The organism is Azospirillum sp. (genome assembly GCF_050789165.1).
On the sequence record NZ_JBOZRT010000132.1, the window covers coordinates 12,482 to 29,740 of the forward strand.

Annotated in this window: 17 protein-coding genes and 1 tRNA gene; 11 read left to right on the forward strand and 7 right to left on the reverse strand. The window is 70.1% G+C overall.

Annotated features, from left to right (window positions below):
* On the reverse strand, nt 1-1,398 hold the full coding sequence (locus ACRWK7_RS27895) for an ATP-binding protein (RefSeq protein ID WP_431859905.1): 1,398 nt from the start codon (nt 1,396-1,398) through the stop codon (nt 1-3).
* Between the two features lie 207 nt (nt 1,399-1,605).
* Between ACRWK7_RS27895 and ACRWK7_RS27900 the strand changes: the two genes are divergently transcribed.
* Nucleotides 1,606-3,975 (forward strand): TonB-dependent receptor, encoded by a 2,370-nt coding sequence (locus ACRWK7_RS27900; protein WP_431859907.1) that lies wholly within the window; start codon nt 1,606-1,608, stop codon nt 3,973-3,975.
* Nucleotides 3,976-4,574: 599 nt separating this feature from the next.
* Nucleotides 4,575-4,868, forward strand: coding sequence for an energy transducer TonB (locus ACRWK7_RS27905; RefSeq protein WP_431859909.1), 294 nt, complete (start codon nt 4,575-4,577; stop codon nt 4,866-4,868).
* A gap of 98 nt (nt 4,869-4,966) precedes the next feature.
* Here the strand turns inward: ACRWK7_RS27905 and ACRWK7_RS27910 are convergent, their stop codons facing one another.
* The 6 genes from ACRWK7_RS27910 to erpA all read right to left on the reverse strand — a co-directional run bounded on the left by ACRWK7_RS27910 (nt 4,967) and on the right by erpA (nt 9,058).
* The gene (locus ACRWK7_RS27910) at nt 4,967-5,629 is read right to left on the reverse strand and encodes an FkbM family methyltransferase (RefSeq protein WP_431859911.1); all 663 of its coding nucleotides are present in this window, start codon (nt 5,627-5,629) and stop codon (nt 4,967-4,969) included.
* A gap of 170 nt (nt 5,630-5,799) precedes the next feature.
* Entirely contained in the window at nt 5,800-6,678 is an 879-nt protein-coding gene (locus tag ACRWK7_RS27915; protein ID WP_431859912.1) for a hypothetical protein, read from the reverse strand.
* A 403-nt stretch (nt 6,679-7,081) separates the two neighbouring features.
* A tRNA-Ser gene (locus ACRWK7_RS27920) sits at nt 7,082-7,171 on the reverse strand.
* 78 nt (nt 7,172-7,249) lie between these two features.
* Entirely contained in the window at nt 7,250-7,822 is a 573-nt protein-coding gene (locus tag ACRWK7_RS27925) for a hypothetical protein (RefSeq protein ID WP_431859914.1), read from the reverse strand.
* Between the two features lie 81 nt (nt 7,823-7,903).
* The gene (xth, locus tag ACRWK7_RS27930) at nt 7,904-8,686 is read right to left on the reverse strand and encodes an exodeoxyribonuclease III (RefSeq protein ID WP_431859916.1); all 783 of its coding nucleotides are present in this window, start codon (nt 8,684-8,686) and stop codon (nt 7,904-7,906) included.
* Nucleotides 8,687-8,710: 24 nt separating this feature from the next.
* Nucleotides 8,711-9,058: an iron-sulfur cluster insertion protein ErpA gene (gene erpA / locus ACRWK7_RS27935; protein WP_431859918.1), complete on the reverse strand. Its 348-nt coding sequence runs from the start codon at nt 9,056-9,058 to the stop codon at nt 8,711-8,713.
* Between the two features lie 151 nt (nt 9,059-9,209).
* Between erpA and ACRWK7_RS27940 the strand changes: the two genes are divergently transcribed.
* The 9 genes from ACRWK7_RS27940 to tatB all read left to right on the forward strand — a co-directional run bounded on the left by ACRWK7_RS27940 (nt 9,210) and on the right by tatB (nt 17,254).
* Nucleotides 9,210-10,409, forward strand: a complete 1,200-nt coding sequence (locus tag ACRWK7_RS27940; RefSeq protein ID WP_431859920.1) for a deoxyguanosinetriphosphate triphosphohydrolase — start codon at nt 9,210-9,212, stop codon at nt 10,407-10,409.
* Nucleotides 10,410-10,412: 3 nt separating this feature from the next.
* Nucleotides 10,413-12,167, forward strand: a complete 1,755-nt coding sequence (gene argS / locus ACRWK7_RS27945; RefSeq protein WP_431859922.1) for an arginine--tRNA ligase — start codon at nt 10,413-10,415, stop codon at nt 12,165-12,167.
* A complete protein-coding gene (locus ACRWK7_RS27950) occupies nt 12,167-13,150 on the forward strand; it encodes an SPOR domain-containing protein (RefSeq protein ID WP_431859924.1) in 984 nt (327 codons plus the stop codon). Before argS ends, ACRWK7_RS27950 begins: the two co-directional genes overlap by 1 nt.
* Nucleotides 13,137-14,174 carry a beta-N-acetylhexosaminidase gene (nagZ, locus tag ACRWK7_RS27955; RefSeq protein WP_431859925.1) on the forward strand — a complete coding sequence of 346 codons (1,038 nt, stop codon included), beginning with the start codon at nt 13,137-13,139 and terminating at the stop codon, nt 14,172-14,174. The genes ACRWK7_RS27950 and nagZ overlap by 14 nt, the downstream gene beginning before the upstream one ends.
* Before the next feature lie 13 nt (nt 14,175-14,187).
* Nucleotides 14,188-14,865, forward strand: a complete 678-nt coding sequence (locus ACRWK7_RS27960; RefSeq protein ID WP_431859927.1) for a site-2 protease family protein — start codon at nt 14,188-14,190, stop codon at nt 14,863-14,865.
* Nucleotides 14,862-15,638, forward strand: coding sequence for a segregation and condensation protein A (locus tag ACRWK7_RS27965; RefSeq protein ID WP_431859929.1), 777 nt, complete (start codon nt 14,862-14,864; stop codon nt 15,636-15,638). Before ACRWK7_RS27960 ends, ACRWK7_RS27965 begins: the two co-directional genes overlap by 4 nt.
* Nucleotides 15,639-15,654: 16 nt before the next feature.
* A complete protein-coding gene (scpB, locus tag ACRWK7_RS27970) occupies nt 15,655-16,275 on the forward strand; it encodes an SMC-Scp complex subunit ScpB (protein WP_431860033.1) in 621 nt (206 codons plus the stop codon).
* 139 nt (nt 16,276-16,414) lie between these two features.
* Nucleotides 16,415-16,711 (forward strand): twin-arginine translocase TatA/TatE family subunit, encoded by a 297-nt coding sequence (locus ACRWK7_RS27975; protein WP_431859930.1) that lies wholly within the window; start codon nt 16,415-16,417, stop codon nt 16,709-16,711.
* 48 nt (nt 16,712-16,759) lie between these two features.
* Nucleotides 16,760-17,254 carry a Sec-independent protein translocase protein TatB gene (gene tatB, locus ACRWK7_RS27980; protein ID WP_431859932.1) on the forward strand — a complete coding sequence of 165 codons (495 nt, stop codon included), beginning with the start codon at nt 16,760-16,762 and terminating at the stop codon, nt 17,252-17,254.
* Nucleotides 17,255-17,259: the final 5 nt, after the last annotated feature.

The following is a 17,259-nucleotide window of genomic DNA, read 5'->3' on the forward strand; positions in this document are numbered from 1 at the left end:
TCAGGTCTCCACCCGCGTGCCCGACCGTGCGTCCATCGGAGCGCCGGCGGGGATGACGGCGTGCACCAGCGTGCCGCCGTCCGGCGACGGCTGGACCGTCAGCGTCCCGGCCAGCGCGTGCACCCGTTCGCTCATGCCCGAGATGCCGAAGCCGCCGCTGGACGGGCTGGCTGGCGCGCCGAGGCCATCGTCGCGCACCGACACCACCACATGGTCGCCGCCGTGCCCGGCGCGGCGCTCCACGGAAACCGCCACCTCCGTCGCTCCGGCGTGGCGGGCGGCGTTCATCACGGACTCCTGGACGACGCGGTAGACCGTCAGGCGAATCGGGTCGCTGAGGTCGTCGAGCGGCCCGTCGAGGTCCAGCCGCCAGCGCGTGCCGGAGGCCTGCCGGCGCCAGCGCGCGATCTCGTCGTGCAGCACCTCGCTCAACGGCAGGTGGTCCAGCACCGCCGGGCGCAGGCGGCCCAGCACGCGCCGGCTCAGCTGGTGGATGGCCTCGATGGCCTCCATCGCCGCCTCGGCGCGGGCGTCGATCTGGCCGGGCTTGGCCGCCGCCGGGTCGTGCGCCAGCCGGTGCAGTTCGCGCACGTCGATCTTCAGCGAGAACAGCGAGGGGCCCAGCTCGTCGTGGATCTCGCGCGCCAGTTCCCGGCGCTCGCGGTCCTCGACCTCCACCAGCTGCGCGGCGAGGCGGCGGTTCTCCGACTGGGTGCGCGCCAGGCTGTCGCCCAGCGCCTGGATGCCGGCGGCGATCGGCACCAGCTCCGGCACGCCGGGGCGGTCCAGGCGGACGCCGAAGTCGCCGCGTTCCATCCGCGCCAGCTCGCGCTCGAACAGGCGCAGCGGCCGCAGCGCGCGGTCCGCCGCCAGCGCCAGCATCAGCAGCGTGCCGGCCGACAGCGCGGCCATGCAGGCGGCCAGCGCCTTCACCGTCTCCCACACCTCGGCCACCTCGTCCCACGGCTCGGCCATGATGGCGTAGGACGCCGCGGCGCCACCGGCCGCCGGCAGGATCTCGACGCGGCGGATCACCGGCTGCACGCCGACCAGCGCGGTGAACCAGCCCGGAACCTCGTCGCTGGCGCCGGAGGTTCGCGTCTCGCTGATTACCAGGCCGTTGCGGTCCAGCAGGCGGATCTGCACATGGCGCAGCTTGCGCGCCGCGACCAGCGGCTGGAGCGCCGCCACGTGCTCCGCCGGCGCGCGGGCGCGGGCCTCCAGGGCCAGCGACTTCTCGATCAGCAGGCTGGCGAGTTCGAGGACCGAGTCCATCTCCGCCCGCACGCTCTGCCGCGCGTCGACGATGATCACGCCGCCGCCCGCCGCCGTGAACAGCAGCAGGAACAGCGCGAACAGGGCGATCACCCGCCGCTTCAGGGACAATGCCCCAGGCATCCGCACACGCATCCCCCTGATAGTAGAGGGAAGATCAGAGGCGCGCCATTGGCGGAAGGACTGATGACTCCTTGCCGAATTTTCCCGGTTCCGGATCGGGAATGTTTCCCGCCTCTGCCGGCAATGCTTCTTGCGCCCATGGTCGAATTGCCTGATTCGCCGGCTTCTTGATCAAATCACCGCATCTTCTGACGATCGGGTGAAGCCATGCGACGCAGCGTCCTGGGAGCGTGCGTGATCGGGTCGGGCACGGTTGGAATGGCGCTGGCGGCGGATCCGGCGCCGGTCATGCTGGCGCCCGTGGAGGTGACGGCGACCACGCCGCTGGTCGGGCCGGGCATCGAGGCCGACAAGGTGCCGGCCAACGTGCGCCGGCTGACCGAGACCGACCTGTCGGAGCGCGGCGCGCCCGATCTGCTCGGCACGCTGGAGACGCGGCTGCCCAGCGTCAACGCCAACGCGGCGCAGAACAACCCCTTCCAGCCCGATCTGCAGTTCCGCGGCTTCACCGCCTCGCCGCTGATCGGCAACGCGCAGGGGCTGGCCGTCTACCAGAACGGCGTGCGCGTCAACGAGGTGTTCGGCGACACCGTCAACTTCGACCTGATCCCGGACATCGCCATCCAGGACATGGACGTGGTGCCCAACACGCCGGCCTTCGGGCTGAACGCGCTGGGCGGTGCGCTCAACATCCGCATGAAGGACGGCTTCACCAGTCCGGGCGGGCAACTCGTCCTGCAGGGCGGCTCCTTCGGCCGGGTGCAGGGCGCCCTGGAGTACGGGATGCAGTCCGGCGACTACGCCGGCTACATCGCGGGCCAGGCGCTGCACGAGCGTGGCTGGCGCGAGCATTCGCCCTCCACGCTGCGGCAGCTGTACGGCGACGTCGGCGTGCGCGGCGCGCACGGGCAGGTCAACCTCTCCCTCACCGCCGCCGACAACCGCCTGACCGGCAACGGCCCGTCGCCGGTGGAACTGGTCGCGGCCGCGCGCTCGCACATCTTCACCTACCCCGACCGCACCGAGAACACGCTGGTGATGCCGGCGATCCGCGCCGACCTCAAGGCGTCGGACACGCTGTCGTTCCAGGCCACCGGCTACGTGCGCCACTACAAGCGGAAGACGGTGAACGGCGACACCGTGGACGCCGAGGCCTGTGAATCCACCGACCGCAACCGCGATGGGCTCGACGACCGCACCGGCCAGTCGGTGGCGCTGCGCGACGACCGGCTGTGTCTGAACGACAGTGGACCGGTGCTGGTCGACAGCCGGGGGCAGCCGATCGACGACTTCCTGAATGGCACGCGCGGCGGCGTGCTGAACCGCACCGACACCACCTCCACCTCGGTCGGCGGCACACTGCAGGCGACCAGCCAGGCGCCGATGTTCGGCCGGCCGAACACGCTGGTCGGCGGCGTCAGCCTGGACCACGGCGTGACGCGCTTCTCCGCAAGCTCGGAGATCGGCACGCTGACGGCCGACCGCACGGTGGCGCCGGTCGGCCTGATCATCCAGCAGCCGGACGGCGAGATCGCGCCGGTGTCCGTCCGCTCCACCACCACCTACGCCGGGGTGTATGTGTCGGACACGCTGGACGTGACCGACGCGCTGGCGCTGACCGCTGGCGGACGCCTCAACGTGGCGCGGGTCGTCCTCGACGACCAGTTGGGGACCGCGCTGAACGGCAGCCACCGCTTCACCCGCTTCAACCCCGCGGCCGGGGCCACCTACAAGGTCACGCCGGGGCTGACCGGGTACGTCGGTTACGCGGAGAGCAACCGCGTGCCGACAGCGGCGGAGCTGTCCTGCGCCGATCCGGCGCGGCCGTGCACGCTGACCAACTTCTTCCTGTCCGACCCGCCGCTCAAGCAGGTGGTCGGGCGTACCTGGGAAGGGGGGCTGCGCGGATCCAACCTCCGGCCCTTCGAGGGGGTGCGGCTGGACTGGAGCGTCGGGCTGTTCCGCACCGGCCTTCAGGACGACATCCTGAACGTGGCCTCCGGCGTGCGCGGGCGCGGCTACTTCATCAACGCCGGACGGACCCGCCGCCAGGGAATCGAGACCGGCCTGCGCCTGTCCGGCGCGGGGTGGAGCGTCCACGCCGATTACGCCTACGTCGAGGGGACCTACGAGAGCACGCTGGTGCTCAACAGCCCGGACAACCCCAACCGCGACCGCACCACCGGCACGGTGGTGGCCCGCCCCGGCGACCGGCTGCCCGGCATCCCGGCCCACCGCATCAAGTTGGGCGGGTCGCTGAAGGTGACGGACGCCTGGGCCGTCGGCGGCACGCTGAGCGCCTATTCCGGCCAGACCTACGTGGGCGATCCCCAGGGTTCCGTCGGCAGGGTCAAGGGCTACGTCACGCTCGACGCGACGACGAGCTACCAGATCACCGAGGCGGTTCAGGTCTTCGGCTTGGTGAAGAACGTCACCAACGCGCACTACTCGACCTTCGGGACCTTCGGCGGCGTGCGCGAGGTTCCGCTCGCCGAGGCGCCCGGAGCGAGGGACTCGCGCTTCGTCAGCCCGGCGGCGCCGCGGGCGTTCTACGGCGGCGTGCGCGTCATCTTCTGAGCGGGGAGGGCACGGCGGTGGCCCTCGCGCACGGCGGCTCCCCGGGGGCTCCCCTCGGCGGTCTGGAGCGCTCCGTCCCAGTCCGGTCCGACGGGCGGCAGGACCGGCGCGACGCGGTTGCCGGACTGCTCTCCGTGCTTCTGCACGCCGCGGTCGCGGCCGGTGTGTTCCTGGTTCCTCCCGGCGAGCGGGAACTCCCGGCACCGTCCGCCGTGGTCGTCGATCTCATCCTGGAGCCGGCCGCGCCGGAACTGCCGGCGCCAGTCCCCGCCGAATCCGCCCCTCTCCCGGCCGCCGAACCTGAACCCATAGTCGAACCGCTGACGGAGCCGGCTCCGTCCAACGAACCGTCTCCCGCCATCCCGGCGGACATCCCCGTGGAGCCGCCTCCGGCCGAGGCGGTTGCACCGTCGCCGGTGTCCACCCCATCCCCTGCGCCGGCACCTGCCGAACCCTTACCGCCTGCCCCTCCGCGACCGCCGCGCAAGCCGCGGGTGGCGGTGCCGACGGCGTCGCAGGCCACCCCACGTCCGTCTCCGCCGGCGCCGGCACCGCCCACGGAACCGGTGCGGCCTGCGCCGGAGCGCCCCGCCGCTCCCATGGCCGCTCCCGCCGATTACGCGGCGGCCGTCAGCAGCCGTCTGGAACGGTTCAAGACCTATCCCCGGCAGGCGCGGCTGCAACGCCAGGAGGGAACCGTTCTGGTCCGCTTCAGGGTGAACGCCGAAGGCGGGGTCGTGTCGTGCACGATTGCCGGCGGCTCCGGCTATGCACAGCTGGACGAGGAGGCATGCGCCCTGGTCCACCGCGCCGTGCCGTTGCCTCTGCCGCCCGGTACGGGCGAGCAGGGCTCGCTGGAACTGACCGTCCCGGTGCGCTTCTTCCTGAACTGACGTTCATGACGCCGAGGATGGTGGAGCCGTGCCGGATGGCGCGGCAGCACTCCGTCCCGACCTGGCCCCCCGGCGGCAGCCAGTGACATGGCGGCCCGTCACCCCGGCAGGAGCCAATGTCCCTTTCGAACGCACAGCACGTCGAATTGGCACAGGGTGTCGTCACCCAGGCGCCGCAGATCCGCGATGTCGAACATCACGAAGCCAAGGCCATCCAGGAAGGGCAGCATCTCCGCGACGAGGGGGGCTTTGAAGTTGTAGGGCAGGGCCGACACCTCCAGTTGGATCACCTCGACGGTCTGGAGCGTGCGTGCGGCGCCCATCAGGGCATCGCGTTCGGCTCCCTGCAGGTCCAGCTTGAGAAGCGTGAATGGCGGTCCGCCCCACTGTTCCGTCAGCGTGTCCAGCGTCGTGGTGGTCTGGATGCTGTGCGCCAACTTGAGCGGAGTCTGCTCGGGGTAAATGGAGGCGCCGGTCGTTCCGACGCCCTCGCCGATCGGTGTGTAGAAATTGACCGCAACACCAGGGTGGGCGGCGACGAGGCCCTGTACCGCGCGCACATTGTCCCCAAGCAGGCGGGCCTGGGCTTCGAGGTTCGGCATGAGATCCTGCTGGGCCTCGATCATGAGCGTCGGCGTGCCGGGCCAGACGGATCGCATGATGTGCGTCCATGCGGAACGATAGGCTCCACCATCAATCGCCGCCGATGGCGTCCACCCGCGACGTCGCAGCCGATGCAGTGCCGCGGCTTCGTTGTCCAAACTATCGTTCTTCGCGTGCGACACCATCGTCATCCCGATTTAGCGTTGTGCTGGTATACCACCCGCCCAATTTACGCGACAACACTCCACCAGACCAGTGCCCGGGCGCCAACTGTACCGTGCTGTGCTTGGTGGGCACCGCGTCGGGATTGTTAGCCGCGTCGTCCTGTCTACCGTCGTGTGCCGAACAGGTAGAAGTTTCCAGGCTTGTCCGGAATCGGCCCGCCACGCCACGTGAAGGTATCGCTGTGACGTCCCATGAACTCATTGAAGGCCGTCATATTGTTGACGCTCCCGAATGCCTCCTGAAAGGCGAACAGGATGGCGTGGCACCGACCGGCTTCGGCCAGAAGCGCCTCGCGCTTGCCCAGCGGAATCTCGCTGACGCCCCAGGTCGAGATCAGCAGCGTCTTCCCCGAACTCGCCTTCGCCTGCTCCGCGAACGCCTCGGCATCGGAACACAGGCGAACGGTGGCGTCGCCTGCAGCCTCCGACTCCGTGTCCACCGCTATTCCGACGTCCAGCAGCCACGCCCGCTGGATCTCGGTGAACATGGGAAGATCATAGATCGTATAGCGTCCCTGGTATCCGAGGTTGCGGAACAGGCGGCACATGGCGCCATAGCCACCGCCGATCTCTAGGACGGCATCGACCTGGAGGGGATCCACGCCGGCACAGGCCATGAAGTAGGCCAGATGAAAATTGTGCTGAACCAGTTGCGGGCTTGTCGTGATGTTCAGCTTGTATGGAATATACCCGCCGACGGGCGTCTCCTGAAGGCCGAGACTCCATCGATCGTGCCAGCGATCATGCTCGAGCAGGAACTGGTAATAGGTGTCGTGCTCAGGCCGATGCGTCATATGCATGGTCTGCTTGATTGCCGGCCACCGCAAAAAGCTCGTGGCAGGCATGGATCGTGAGCACTCGATCAGATTTTCGCATATGCCGCGCCAGTAATCATTCAGGTCGGGGCCCGAGGATGACCAGGAGGCAAGCAGCTCCGCCAGAACATCAGGAATGCGTTCGACGTGGCGGCCTTTGGATTCCATGTGCTTTCCCGGTCTCAGGCAGGCGTTCTGTGTTCGGCGCCATAGCAGGTTTGGCGCACCCTGACGGCATCGCGGGCCGGCGTCAACATAGGTTGCATTGCTGGCCGCCTTCCTAACTTAAACGACCTCCTACCCGACTGGCGCCCCATTCATCTCCGTGCTCAGGAAACCGCCTTGACTGATTCATTCCACGCTGCCGATGGTGCTCTCATTTCAACGACGGTCGCCACGCGACCGGCTGGCGGCCCAACTCGGCGTGAACGAGGCGGGGCGCTGGGCGCCCAGCGGTGAGAGGGTGATGACCTGCCTCTTGCTGTGCGCCCCGCATTTGGCGGCGTGGCGCGGGGCGTGGCTTCAGCGCAGCCATATTTTTACTTCAAACGCAGCCGCTTACCCGAAGCAGTGGCGGATGGGGTGGGATTCGAACCCACGGTGGAGTTGCCCCCACGCCAGTTTTCAAGACTGGAGCCTTAAACCGCTCGGCCACCCATCCGCGGCGCCCGAATGGGATATGGGAAGGTGGCGCGCGGGTCAACCCCCAGGTGCGATCCGGGAGTCGGGAGTGCGGGTCTCAGGTGCGGATGGGGCGCCCCAGCGTGCGCAGGCGCCGCACCGGCTTCGGCGCGGCGGGGGCGTCGGAGAAATCCGGCAGGCTCGGCGCGCGGGCGATGATCTTGCCGATCATCCCCACCGTCTCCTCCAACTCGGCCAGCACCGTGTCCGGCACCTGCCCCTGGAAGCGCGGCTGGGCCAGCTTGGCGCGGGTCTCCTCGATGTTGCGCAGTTCGGGCTCGAACAACTCGCGCGCGCCGATCGGCAGCACCTGGTCGTCCTTCATGGTGGCGAAGTAGTTGCGCGTCGCCTTCACCAGCATGACCGTCAGCAGCAGGTCCATCCGCTCGAACTCGGTGCGCAGGTCGTCCAGCTTCTCGCCGACGTAGCCGCGCAGCCGGTCCTCGGTCAGCGCCACCAGCGCGCGAACCTCCTCCACCTTGCGGCGGAAGTCGCCGTAGGATGCGAAGCGGTCGTCGTCCATGTCGCGCTGGGCACGCTCGGCCAGCCCCACCGCCTCACGCGCCTGCCGTTCGAGCGCGAGCAGCAGGCCCTCGACCTCCTGACGGACGTTCTTGGCGCGCCACACCATTCCACCATCCCCAACACCCGGCGTCCCGGATGGGCGCCGTACACCCTCCCTTGTAGGGTGTCGCGTTTAACAAAGCTTTATTCAAATTGCGTCGAATTCCTGCAATTCCAGGACGACCGGCGTGTGGTCGGAGGCCTTCTCGGCGCCGCGCGGGCGGCGGTCGATGGCGCAGCCGACCAGCCGGTCGGCCGCCTGCGGCGACAGCAGGAAATGGTCGATGCGCAGGCCCAGGTCGCGCGGCCACGCGCCCGCCTGGTAATCCCAGAACGTGTAGGCCTTGGCGTCGTCGTGCAGCGCCCGGTAGGCGTCGGTGAGGCCGAGGTTGAGCAGCTCGCGGAACTTCCGCCGCGACTCCAGGCGGAACAGCGCGTCCTCCTGCCAGCCGACGGGGTCGTAGACGTCGCGCGGCTCGGGGATGATGTTGTAGTCGCCGCCCAGGACGAACGGCTGTTCGGCGTCCAGCAGCGTCCGCGCGTGCGCGATCAGCCGGTCCATCCAGCGCAGCTTGTACGCGTACTTCTCGGTGCCGACCGGGTTGCCGTTGGGCAGGTAGAGCGAGGCGACACGGTAGCCGCCAACCGTGGCCTCGACGTAGCGGGCCTGTTCGTCCTCCGGCTCGCCGGGCAGGCGGGTCAGCGTCACCTCGGCGGGCTGCCGGGAGAGCAGGGCGACGCCGTTGTAGGACTTCTGCCCGACGGCGGTCACGTGGTAGCCGAGATCCTCGAACACGGCGCGCGGGAAGGCGTCCGTCTCGCACTTGATCTCTTGGAAGAGGGCGACGTCCGGCGAGACGGCGCGCAGCCAGTCGGTGACGACGGGCAGGCGCGCCTTCGCCGAATTGACGTTCCAGGTGGCGATCTTCACGGCGTTTGTCTCTCCAGGGGGGGCTCAGACCGCGAAGGAGGAGCCGCAGCCGCAGGACGACTTGGCGTTCGGGTTCTTGATCTGGAAGGAGGCGCCCATCAGGTCCTCCACGTAGTCCAGCATCGCGCCGTCCAGCAGGTCGAGCGAGCAGTCGTCGGTAACGACTTTAATGCCGTTGTGCTCGAACAGGTGGTCGTCGGCGTTCACCGCGTCGTCGAAGTTGAACCCGTACTGGAAGCCGGAGCAGCCGCCGCCGGAGACGGTCAGGCGCAGCATCATGCCCGGCTTGCCTTCCATCTGCACCAGGGTGGCGATGCGCTCGGCCGCGCTGTCGGAGATGCGGAGCATGCGCTCGGTCGTCACGTCGGACATGGAATACCCTATTGGAAGCGGATGGCCGGAACCCTATGCCGAAATGTAGGGGGAGCGGGGCGGTTCGTCAAAGGCACCCCTTTCCGAAGGCTGGGTTTTATAACCGCCTTCCCGGTTGCACCCCAACCCGCCCAAGGCTAGTGTCCGCGCCATGACGGCGGACATGTACCAGGCACAGCTCGCCCCCTACGCCTGCCACCCGGCGCACAGCCGCGGGCGGCTGGTGCAGGAGGACGAGAGCCCGACGCGCTCGTGCTTCCAGCGCGACCGCGACCGCATCGTGCATTCCGGCGCCTTCCGCAAGCTGAAGTACAAGACGCAGGTCTTCATCTACCATGAGGGCGACTATTACCGCACCCGGCTGACCCACAGCCTGGAGGTGGCGCAGATCGCCCGCTCGATCAGCCGCACGCTGGGCCTCAACGAGGATCTGGCGGAGGCGGTGGCGCTCGCCCACGATCTCGGCCACACGCCGTTCGGGCACGCCGGCGAGATCGCGCTGAACGCCTGCATGGAACCTCACGGCGGCTTCAGCCACAACGACCAGGCGCTGCGCATCCTGACCAGGCTGGAGCACCGCTACGCCGGCTTCGACGGGCTGAACCTGACGTGGGAGGCCCTGGAGGGCGTGGTCAAGCACAACGGCCCGCTGCTGCCGCTGGCGCCGGGGCAGGGGCTGCCGACCACCATCCGCGCCTTCCAGGACGCCTGGGACCTGGAGCTGCACACCAACCCCGGCGCCGAGGCGCAGGTGGCGGCGCTGGCCGACGACATCGCCTACAACAACCACGACATCGACGACGGCCTGCGCGCCGGCCTGTTCGACATGGACGAGGTGGCGGAACTGCCGCTGTTCGGCCCCATCGTCCGCGAGGTCTGCGACCGCTACCCGGGCCTGGAGCGCGGCCGGTTGATCCACGAGACGGTGCGCCGGCTGATCGACCGCATGGTCACCGACCTGCTGACCGAGACGCGCGCCCGGCTGGCGGAGATGAAGCCCGGCTCCGCCGCCGAGGTGCGCGCCGCCGACCGGCCGGTGGTCGCCTTCTCCGACCGGATGCTGGAGGAGCAGCGGCCGCTGCGCGCCTTCCTGCGGCAGCGGATGTACCGCCACTACCGGGTCAACCGGGAGATGAGCAAGTGCAAGCGCGTGGTCCGCGCGCTGTTCCAGCTGTTCATGGACGAACCGAACTGCCTGCCCACCCAGTGGCAGGCCGACCTCACGGCCGCCGGCGGCGAGACGGACCCGACCGTCCGCGCCCGTCTGGTGGCCGACTACATCGCGGGTATGACCGACCGCTTCGCGCTGGCCGAGTACAGCCGCCTCTTCGACATGGATGCGAAGACCTAAGAGATGAACATTTTCAAGGCGTTCGAGAACGATATTCGCGCAATTCTGGAGGAGCTGGCGGCGGAAGGCGCCCTTCCGGCCGGGCTGGACACCGCCCGCGTGACCGTGGAGCCGCCGCGCGAGGCGGCGCACGGCGACCTGTCCACCAACGCCGCCATGGTGCTGGCCAAGCCCGCCGGGCAGCCGCCGCGCAAGCTGGCCGAGGCGCTGGCCGCCAAGCTGAAGGCGCGCGCCGACGTGACCAGCGTCGAGATCGCCGGCCCCGGCTTCGTCAACCTGCGCCTGTCGCCCGCCGTCTGGCGCGACCGCCTGAAGGACATCCTGGCCGCCGGCACCGCCTACGGCCAGAGCGACATCGGCAAGGACGCGCCGGTGAACGTCGAGTACGTCTCGGCCAACCCCACCGGCCCGCTGCACGCCGCGCACGGCCGCGGCGCGGTGTTCGGCGACGCCCTGGCGGCGCTGCTGGAGAAGGCCGGGCACAGGGTCACGCGCGAGTACTACATCAACGACGCCGGCGCCCAGGTCGAGGTGCTGGCTCGCTCCACCTATCTCCGTTACCGCGAGGCGCTGGGTGAGGCCATTGGCGAGATCCCGGCCGGCCTGTACCCGGGCGAATACCTCAAGGACGTCGGCCAGGAGCTGGCGCAGCGCGATGGCAACAAATGGCTGCAAGCGCCTGAAAACGAATGGCTTCCGGCCTGCCGCGATTTCGCCATCGCGCGGATCATGGAGTGGATCAAGGACGATCTCGGCGCGCTGAACATCCGCATGGACGTCTACACGTCCGAGCGCGCGCTGGTGCAGTCCGGCGCCGTCGATAAGGCGCTGAAGGCGCTGGAGGACCGCGGGCTGATCTACGTCGGCGTGCTGGAGCCGCCCAAGGGCAAGAAGCCCGACGACTGGGAGCCGCGCCCGCAAACCCTCTTCAAATCCACGGACTTCGGCGACGACGTTGACCGCCCGCTGAAGAAGTCGGACGGCTCGTTCACCTACTTCTCGAACGACATCGCCTACCACCACGACAAATACGTGCGCGGCTTCGCCAACCTGATCGACGTCTGGGGCGCCGACCACGGCGGCTACGTCAAGCGCATGCAGGCGGCGACCTCGGCCATCACCGGCGGCGAAGCGGCGCTGGACGTGAAGCTGTGCCAGCTCGTCCACCTCATGCAGAACGGCCAGCCGGTCAAGATGTCGAAGCGCGCCGGCACCTTCGTGACGCTGCGCGACGTGATCGAGACGGTGGGCAAGGACGTCGTCCGCTTCATCATGCTGACGCGGCGCAACGACCAGACGCTGGAGTTCGACTACGCCAAGGTGACCGAGCAGTCGAAGGACAACCCGGTCTTCTACGTGCAGTACGCGCACGCCCGCTGCCGCTCGGTGCTGCGCCATGCCGCCGAGGCGCTGCCGGGCAAGGACCTGACGGCGAACGGCCTCACCGCCGCGAACCTGTCCCGCCTGGACGACGAGGCGGAGCTGGCGCTGGTCAAGCGCATGGCGACCTGGCCGCGGCTGGTCGAATCCGCCGCCGAGGCGCACGAGCCGCACCGCGTCGCCTTCTACCTGTACGACCTCGCGTCCGACTTCCACGCGCTGTGGAACAAGGGCCGCGACGACGCCAGCCTGCGCTTCCTCATCGAGGGTGACGAGGAGCTGACGCTGGCCCGCCTCGCCATGGTGCAGGCGACGGCGACGGTGATCGCCTCCGGCCTGCAGGTCATGGGGGTGGAGCCGGTCGAGGAGATGCGCTGATGAAGTACGAGGGCGACGTCAACTACGCGGCCAACCCCTACGGCTACCCGGCCGCGGAACCGCGCCGGCGGCGCGGCCTGCTGGGGCTGGGCGCCTCGGTGGTGGGAATCGCGGCGTTCGCGGGCGTCGTCCTCTACGCCTACAAGGGGCACGACCGCACCGGCCCGGATGGCGGCCCGCCGCTGCTGGAGGCCGATGCGGCGCCGACCAAGCTGCGCCCCGAGCAGCCCGGCGGCATGGAGGTGCCGCATCAGGACAAGCTGGTCTTCGACCGCCTGAACCACGGCGCCAAGGATGGCAAGCCGCCGATCGAGCACCTGCTGCCGGCGCCGGAGGCGCCGCTGCCGCGCCCGGTGGTGACGCCGCAGGTGCCGGATCTGCCGGACACCCCGCCGCCGCCCGCCGTGGCGTCACCGCCGCCCCCGCCGGCCGGCGCCACCACGACCGTTCCGAAGGTGCCCGCCGACGTGCTGCCGCCGGTGGTGCCGCCACCGCCGGTGCAGGTGCAGGCCGCGCTGCCGCCGTCGCTGCCGGCCGGCGGCCAGTCGAGCCAGGTCGCGGCGCTGCCGATCGCCCCGCCCAAGGCGCCGCCGCCGGCCGCCAAGGCCCCCGTTCCCGCGCCGCAGCCGGTCGTCGCTGCTCCACCGAAACCGGCACCCGCGCCGCAGGCCGCCCCGCCGCAACCGCAGCCGGCGGCCGCGCCCAAGGCGCCGCCCGCGCCGGCTCCGTCCGCCGGTGGCGGCGGCTACCGCGTCCAGCTCGCGTCGGTGCGCAGCGAGGCCGAGGCGGCGGCCGAGTGGAAGCGGCTGTCCGGCAGGCATCCCGAATTGGGCGGCCTGAGCCTGCAGGTCGCCAAGGCCGACCTTGGCGACAAGGGGGTCTACTACCGCGTTCGCGGGGGCAGCGTCGACGAGGCGCGGGCCAAGTCCATCTGCGAGAAGTTGAAGGCACAGAACGTGGGGTGCGTGGTTGTCCGTCCCTAAGCCGCCGCGCCCTCGCGCCATCGTCCTCGGCTGTGCCGGGACCGCGCTGAGCGCCGAGGAGAGCGACCTCTATCGCCGCGCCGATCCGTTCGGCTTCATCCTGTTCCGCCGCAACTGCGAGACGCCGCAGCAGGTGCGCGACCTCGTCGCCGCCATGCGGGAGTCGGTCGGGCGCGACGACGCGCCGGTGCTGATCGACCAGGAGGGCGGCCGCGTCGCCCGCCTGCGCCCGCCGCACTGGCCGAAGCACCCGCCGGCCCGCGCCTTCGGCGAACTGGCCGAGCGCGACCGCGCCGCCGGGCGCGAGGCGGCGTGGCTGAATGGCCGGCTGCTGGCGCACATGCTCGTCGGCGTGGGCATCACCGTGGATTGCGCGCCGGTCTGCGACGTGCCCATCGAGGGCGCGCACGACGTGATCGGCGACCGCGCCTTCTCCCGCGATCCCGCCCTGGTGGCGGACCTGGCGCGGGCGACCTGCGAGGGGCTGGTCGTCGGCGGCGTGCTGCCGGTGGTCAAGCACCTGCCCGGCCATGGCCGCGCCTTCGCCGACAGCCACGCCGAGCTGCCGGTGGTCGATGCCCCGCGCGCCGAACTGGAGGCCACCGATTTCGCGCCGTTCCGCGACCTCGCCGACATGCCGCTGGGGATGGTGGCGCACGTGGTGCTGAAGACGGTGGATCCGTTCCGCCCGGCCAGCACCTCGCCGGCCGTCATCGCCGACGTCATCCGCGGGCCGTCCATCGGCTTCGACGGGCTGCTGTTCAGCGACGACCTGTCCATGGGCGCGCTGTCCGGCGACGCCGGGGAGCGCACGCACGCCGTGCTGGCCGCCGGCTGCGACGTTGCGCTGCACTGCAACGGCGTCCTGGAGGAGATGGTGCAGGTGGCCGACGCCGCCCCCATATTGAGCTATGCCGCCGCCCAGCGCTGGGCGCGCGCGCAGGCCATGCGCGGGGTGCCGGATGCGGTGGACGCGGAGGCGCTGCGCGCCCGCCTCGACGCGCTGCTGACTCCGGCGGCCTGACGGGAGGCAACGGGTGGAAGACTGGATTCTCAAGCTCACGGCGGTGGCGATCCCCGCCATCCTGGCGATCACGCTGCACGAGGCGGCGCACGGCTGGATGGCGCAGAAGCTGGGCGACGACACCGCCGCCCGCCTCGGCCGCGTCACCTTCAACCCGCTGCGCCACATCGACCCGTTCGGCACGGTGATCCTGCCGGCGCTGATGTACTTCACCACCGGATTCGTCTTCGGCTGGGCCAAGCCGGTGCCGGTGGACTTCACCCGCCTGCACCACCCGCGGCGCGACATGGTGTGGGTGGCCCTGGCCGGGCCGGGGACCAACTTCCTGCTGGCGCTGGCCTCGGCCTGGGGGCTGGCGCGCTTCGGCGACATGCAGGGCATGTTCGGGGCGTGGCTGGCGGCGACGCTGACGGTGTCGGTGCTCGCCAACGTCATCCTGATGATCTTCAACATGATCCCGCTGCCGCCGCTGGACGGCGGCCGGGTGGCGGTGGGCGTGCTGCCCGACGCGCTGGCGTTCCCGCTGGCGCGGCTGGAGCGCTACGGCATCCTGATCCTGGTCTTCGTGCTGTTCCTGCTGCCCTTCGTCGGGCGGGAGCTCGGGGTGAACCTCGACGTCTTCTCGTGGATCATGCAGCCGGCCATCGGCTGGGCGATCAACGTCCTCGAGTTCCTCACCGGCCCGCTATGAGCGACGGGTTCGAGGATCCGGCGCAGACCTCCCCTCCGGCCGAACAGCTGGTGGTTGCGCTGGACGGCTTCGAAGGGCCGATCGACATGCTGCTGTCGCTGGCGCGCGACCAGAAGGTCGACCTGACGAAGATCTCGATCCTGGCGCTCGCCGACCAGTACCTCGCCTTCGTCGCCGAGGCGCGCAAGCTGCGGCTGGAGCTGGCGGCCGACTACCTGGTGATGGCGGCGTGGCTGGCCTACCTGAAGTCGCGCCTGCTGATCCCCGAGCAGCCGGAGGACGAGCCGTCCGGCGAGGACATGGCCGCGGCGCTGGCCTTCCAGCTGCAGCGCCTGGAGGCGATGAAAGGGGTTGCGGCGACGCTGATGGCCCGCCCGCGCTTGGGGCTGGACGTGTTCGCCCGCGGCGCGCCGGAGGATCTGGACATCCAGCGCAAGTCGGTGTTCCAGGTGACGCTGTACGACCTGCTGAAGGCCTACGGCGACCACAAGCGGCGCAAGGACGCCTCGGTGCTGCACATGGAGCCGCTGCGGCTCTATTCCATCGAGGACGCGGTGAAGCGGCTGGCCGAGATGATGGGGCGGATCCCGGACTGGACGACGCTGCAGAGCTTCCTGCCGCGCGAGCCGGCGGGGTCGCTGATGGGCCGCTCGGCGCTGGCCGCGCATTTCGCGGCGACGCTGGAGCTGGCCAAGGCGGGGCAGGTGGAGTTGCGCCAGGATGGCGCCTTCGGCCCGATCTGGGTCCGCCGCGCGCGGCCGGTGGAGGAGTGAGGGTGTGGTGATCGAAATGGTCAAGGACCCCGAGCGGGTCGAGGCGAAGATCCAGAAGCTGCGGCTGCTCGAGGCGCTTCTGTTCGCCTCCGCCGAGCCGCTGGACGAGGAGGTGCTGGGCGGCCGCCTGGGTCCGGACGTGGACGCGCGCGCCCTGCTTGAGGAGCTGCGCGCGCACTACGCGCCGCGCGGCGTGAACCTCGTGCGCACCGGCGGCGGCTGGGCGTTCCGCACCGCGCCGGACTTGGCGCCGCTGCTGCGGCTGGAGCAGGAGGTGTCCAAGAAGCTCTCCCGCGCCGCCATCGAAACGCTGGCCATCGTCGCCTACCACCAGCCGGTCACCCGCGGCGAGATCGAACAGATCCGCGGCGTCGCCACCAGCAAGGGCACGCTGGACATTCTGATGGAGCATGGCTGGATCCGGCCCGGCCGCCGCCGCGAGACCGCCGGCCGGCCGCTGACCTGGATCACCACCGACCATTTCCTCGACCATTTCGGACTGGAGACCTTGCGCGATCTGCCGGGCGTGGACGATTTGCGCGCCGCCGGCCTGCTCGACTCGCGGCCGGTTCTGTACGGCGTGTCGGCGGGGGCGGGCGACGCGCTGCCGTCGCCGGACGAGGCCGATGAGGAATAGGGGGAGCCCCCCTCGCAACCCTGGCCGAAATGCCTACCTGATTCGGTGAATCGCCCGGTCCGCCCGTCGTTGCGGCCCGGGAACGTTTCTGCCATAGTGCCGCCCCTGACAGGGGGCAAACGCTCGGGAACTGGAGACCATGGGATTTACCAGCATCTGGCACTGGATCATCGTTCTGCTGATCGTGCTGCTTCTGTTCGGCGCCGGTAAGCTGCCGAAGGTGATGGGCGACCTCGCCAAGGGCATCAAGAACTTCAAGGCCGGGCTGAAGGACGACAGCGACGATGAGGCGCCGGCGCAGCCCGCCGCCACCGTCACGCCGCTGCCGAATCAGGCCGCCGCGCCGGTCGTTCCGCCGGTTGCGCCGACGTCCGCTCCGGCGGCCGCTCCGGGCACCGACCCCGGCCTGAAGAAGGACGAGACGGCCCGCACCTGAGCGGCGCCGTCGTCGCCCGCACACGCCGGCTGAGAGGTTCGAGGACGCATGTTCGACATCGGCTGGTCCGAGCTTATGGTCATCGCGCTGGTGGCCCTGGTGGTCATCGGCCCGAAGGACCTGCCGCAGGCGATCTACGCCGTCGGCAAGTGGGTGCGGAAGGCGCGCCTAGTGGCGCGCGACTTCCAGGGCCATTTGGACGAGATGATGCGCGAGGCGGAGCTGGACGACCTGCGCAAGCAGGCGCTGAAGGCCCGCGACCTCAACATCAAGGCGATGGTGGAGAACCAGATCGACCCCAAGGGCGATCTGAAGGCCGCCTTCGACCTGCCGCCGGAGATGACCGGCGCCGCCGGCCACCCCGGCAGCCCGCCGGAGGACGCGCCGCCGCTGCCCTCGACGAGTCCGGTGGCCGCCGACCCGCTGGCTGTAACCGCGGCGGCCCCGCCGGCCCCGGCTGAGGCGGCGCCCGCCGAGGCGCCCAAGGCCGCCGCCGATTCTGTCGCGGCCCCGCAATCCACGACCGACACCAAGACGACATGACCGGG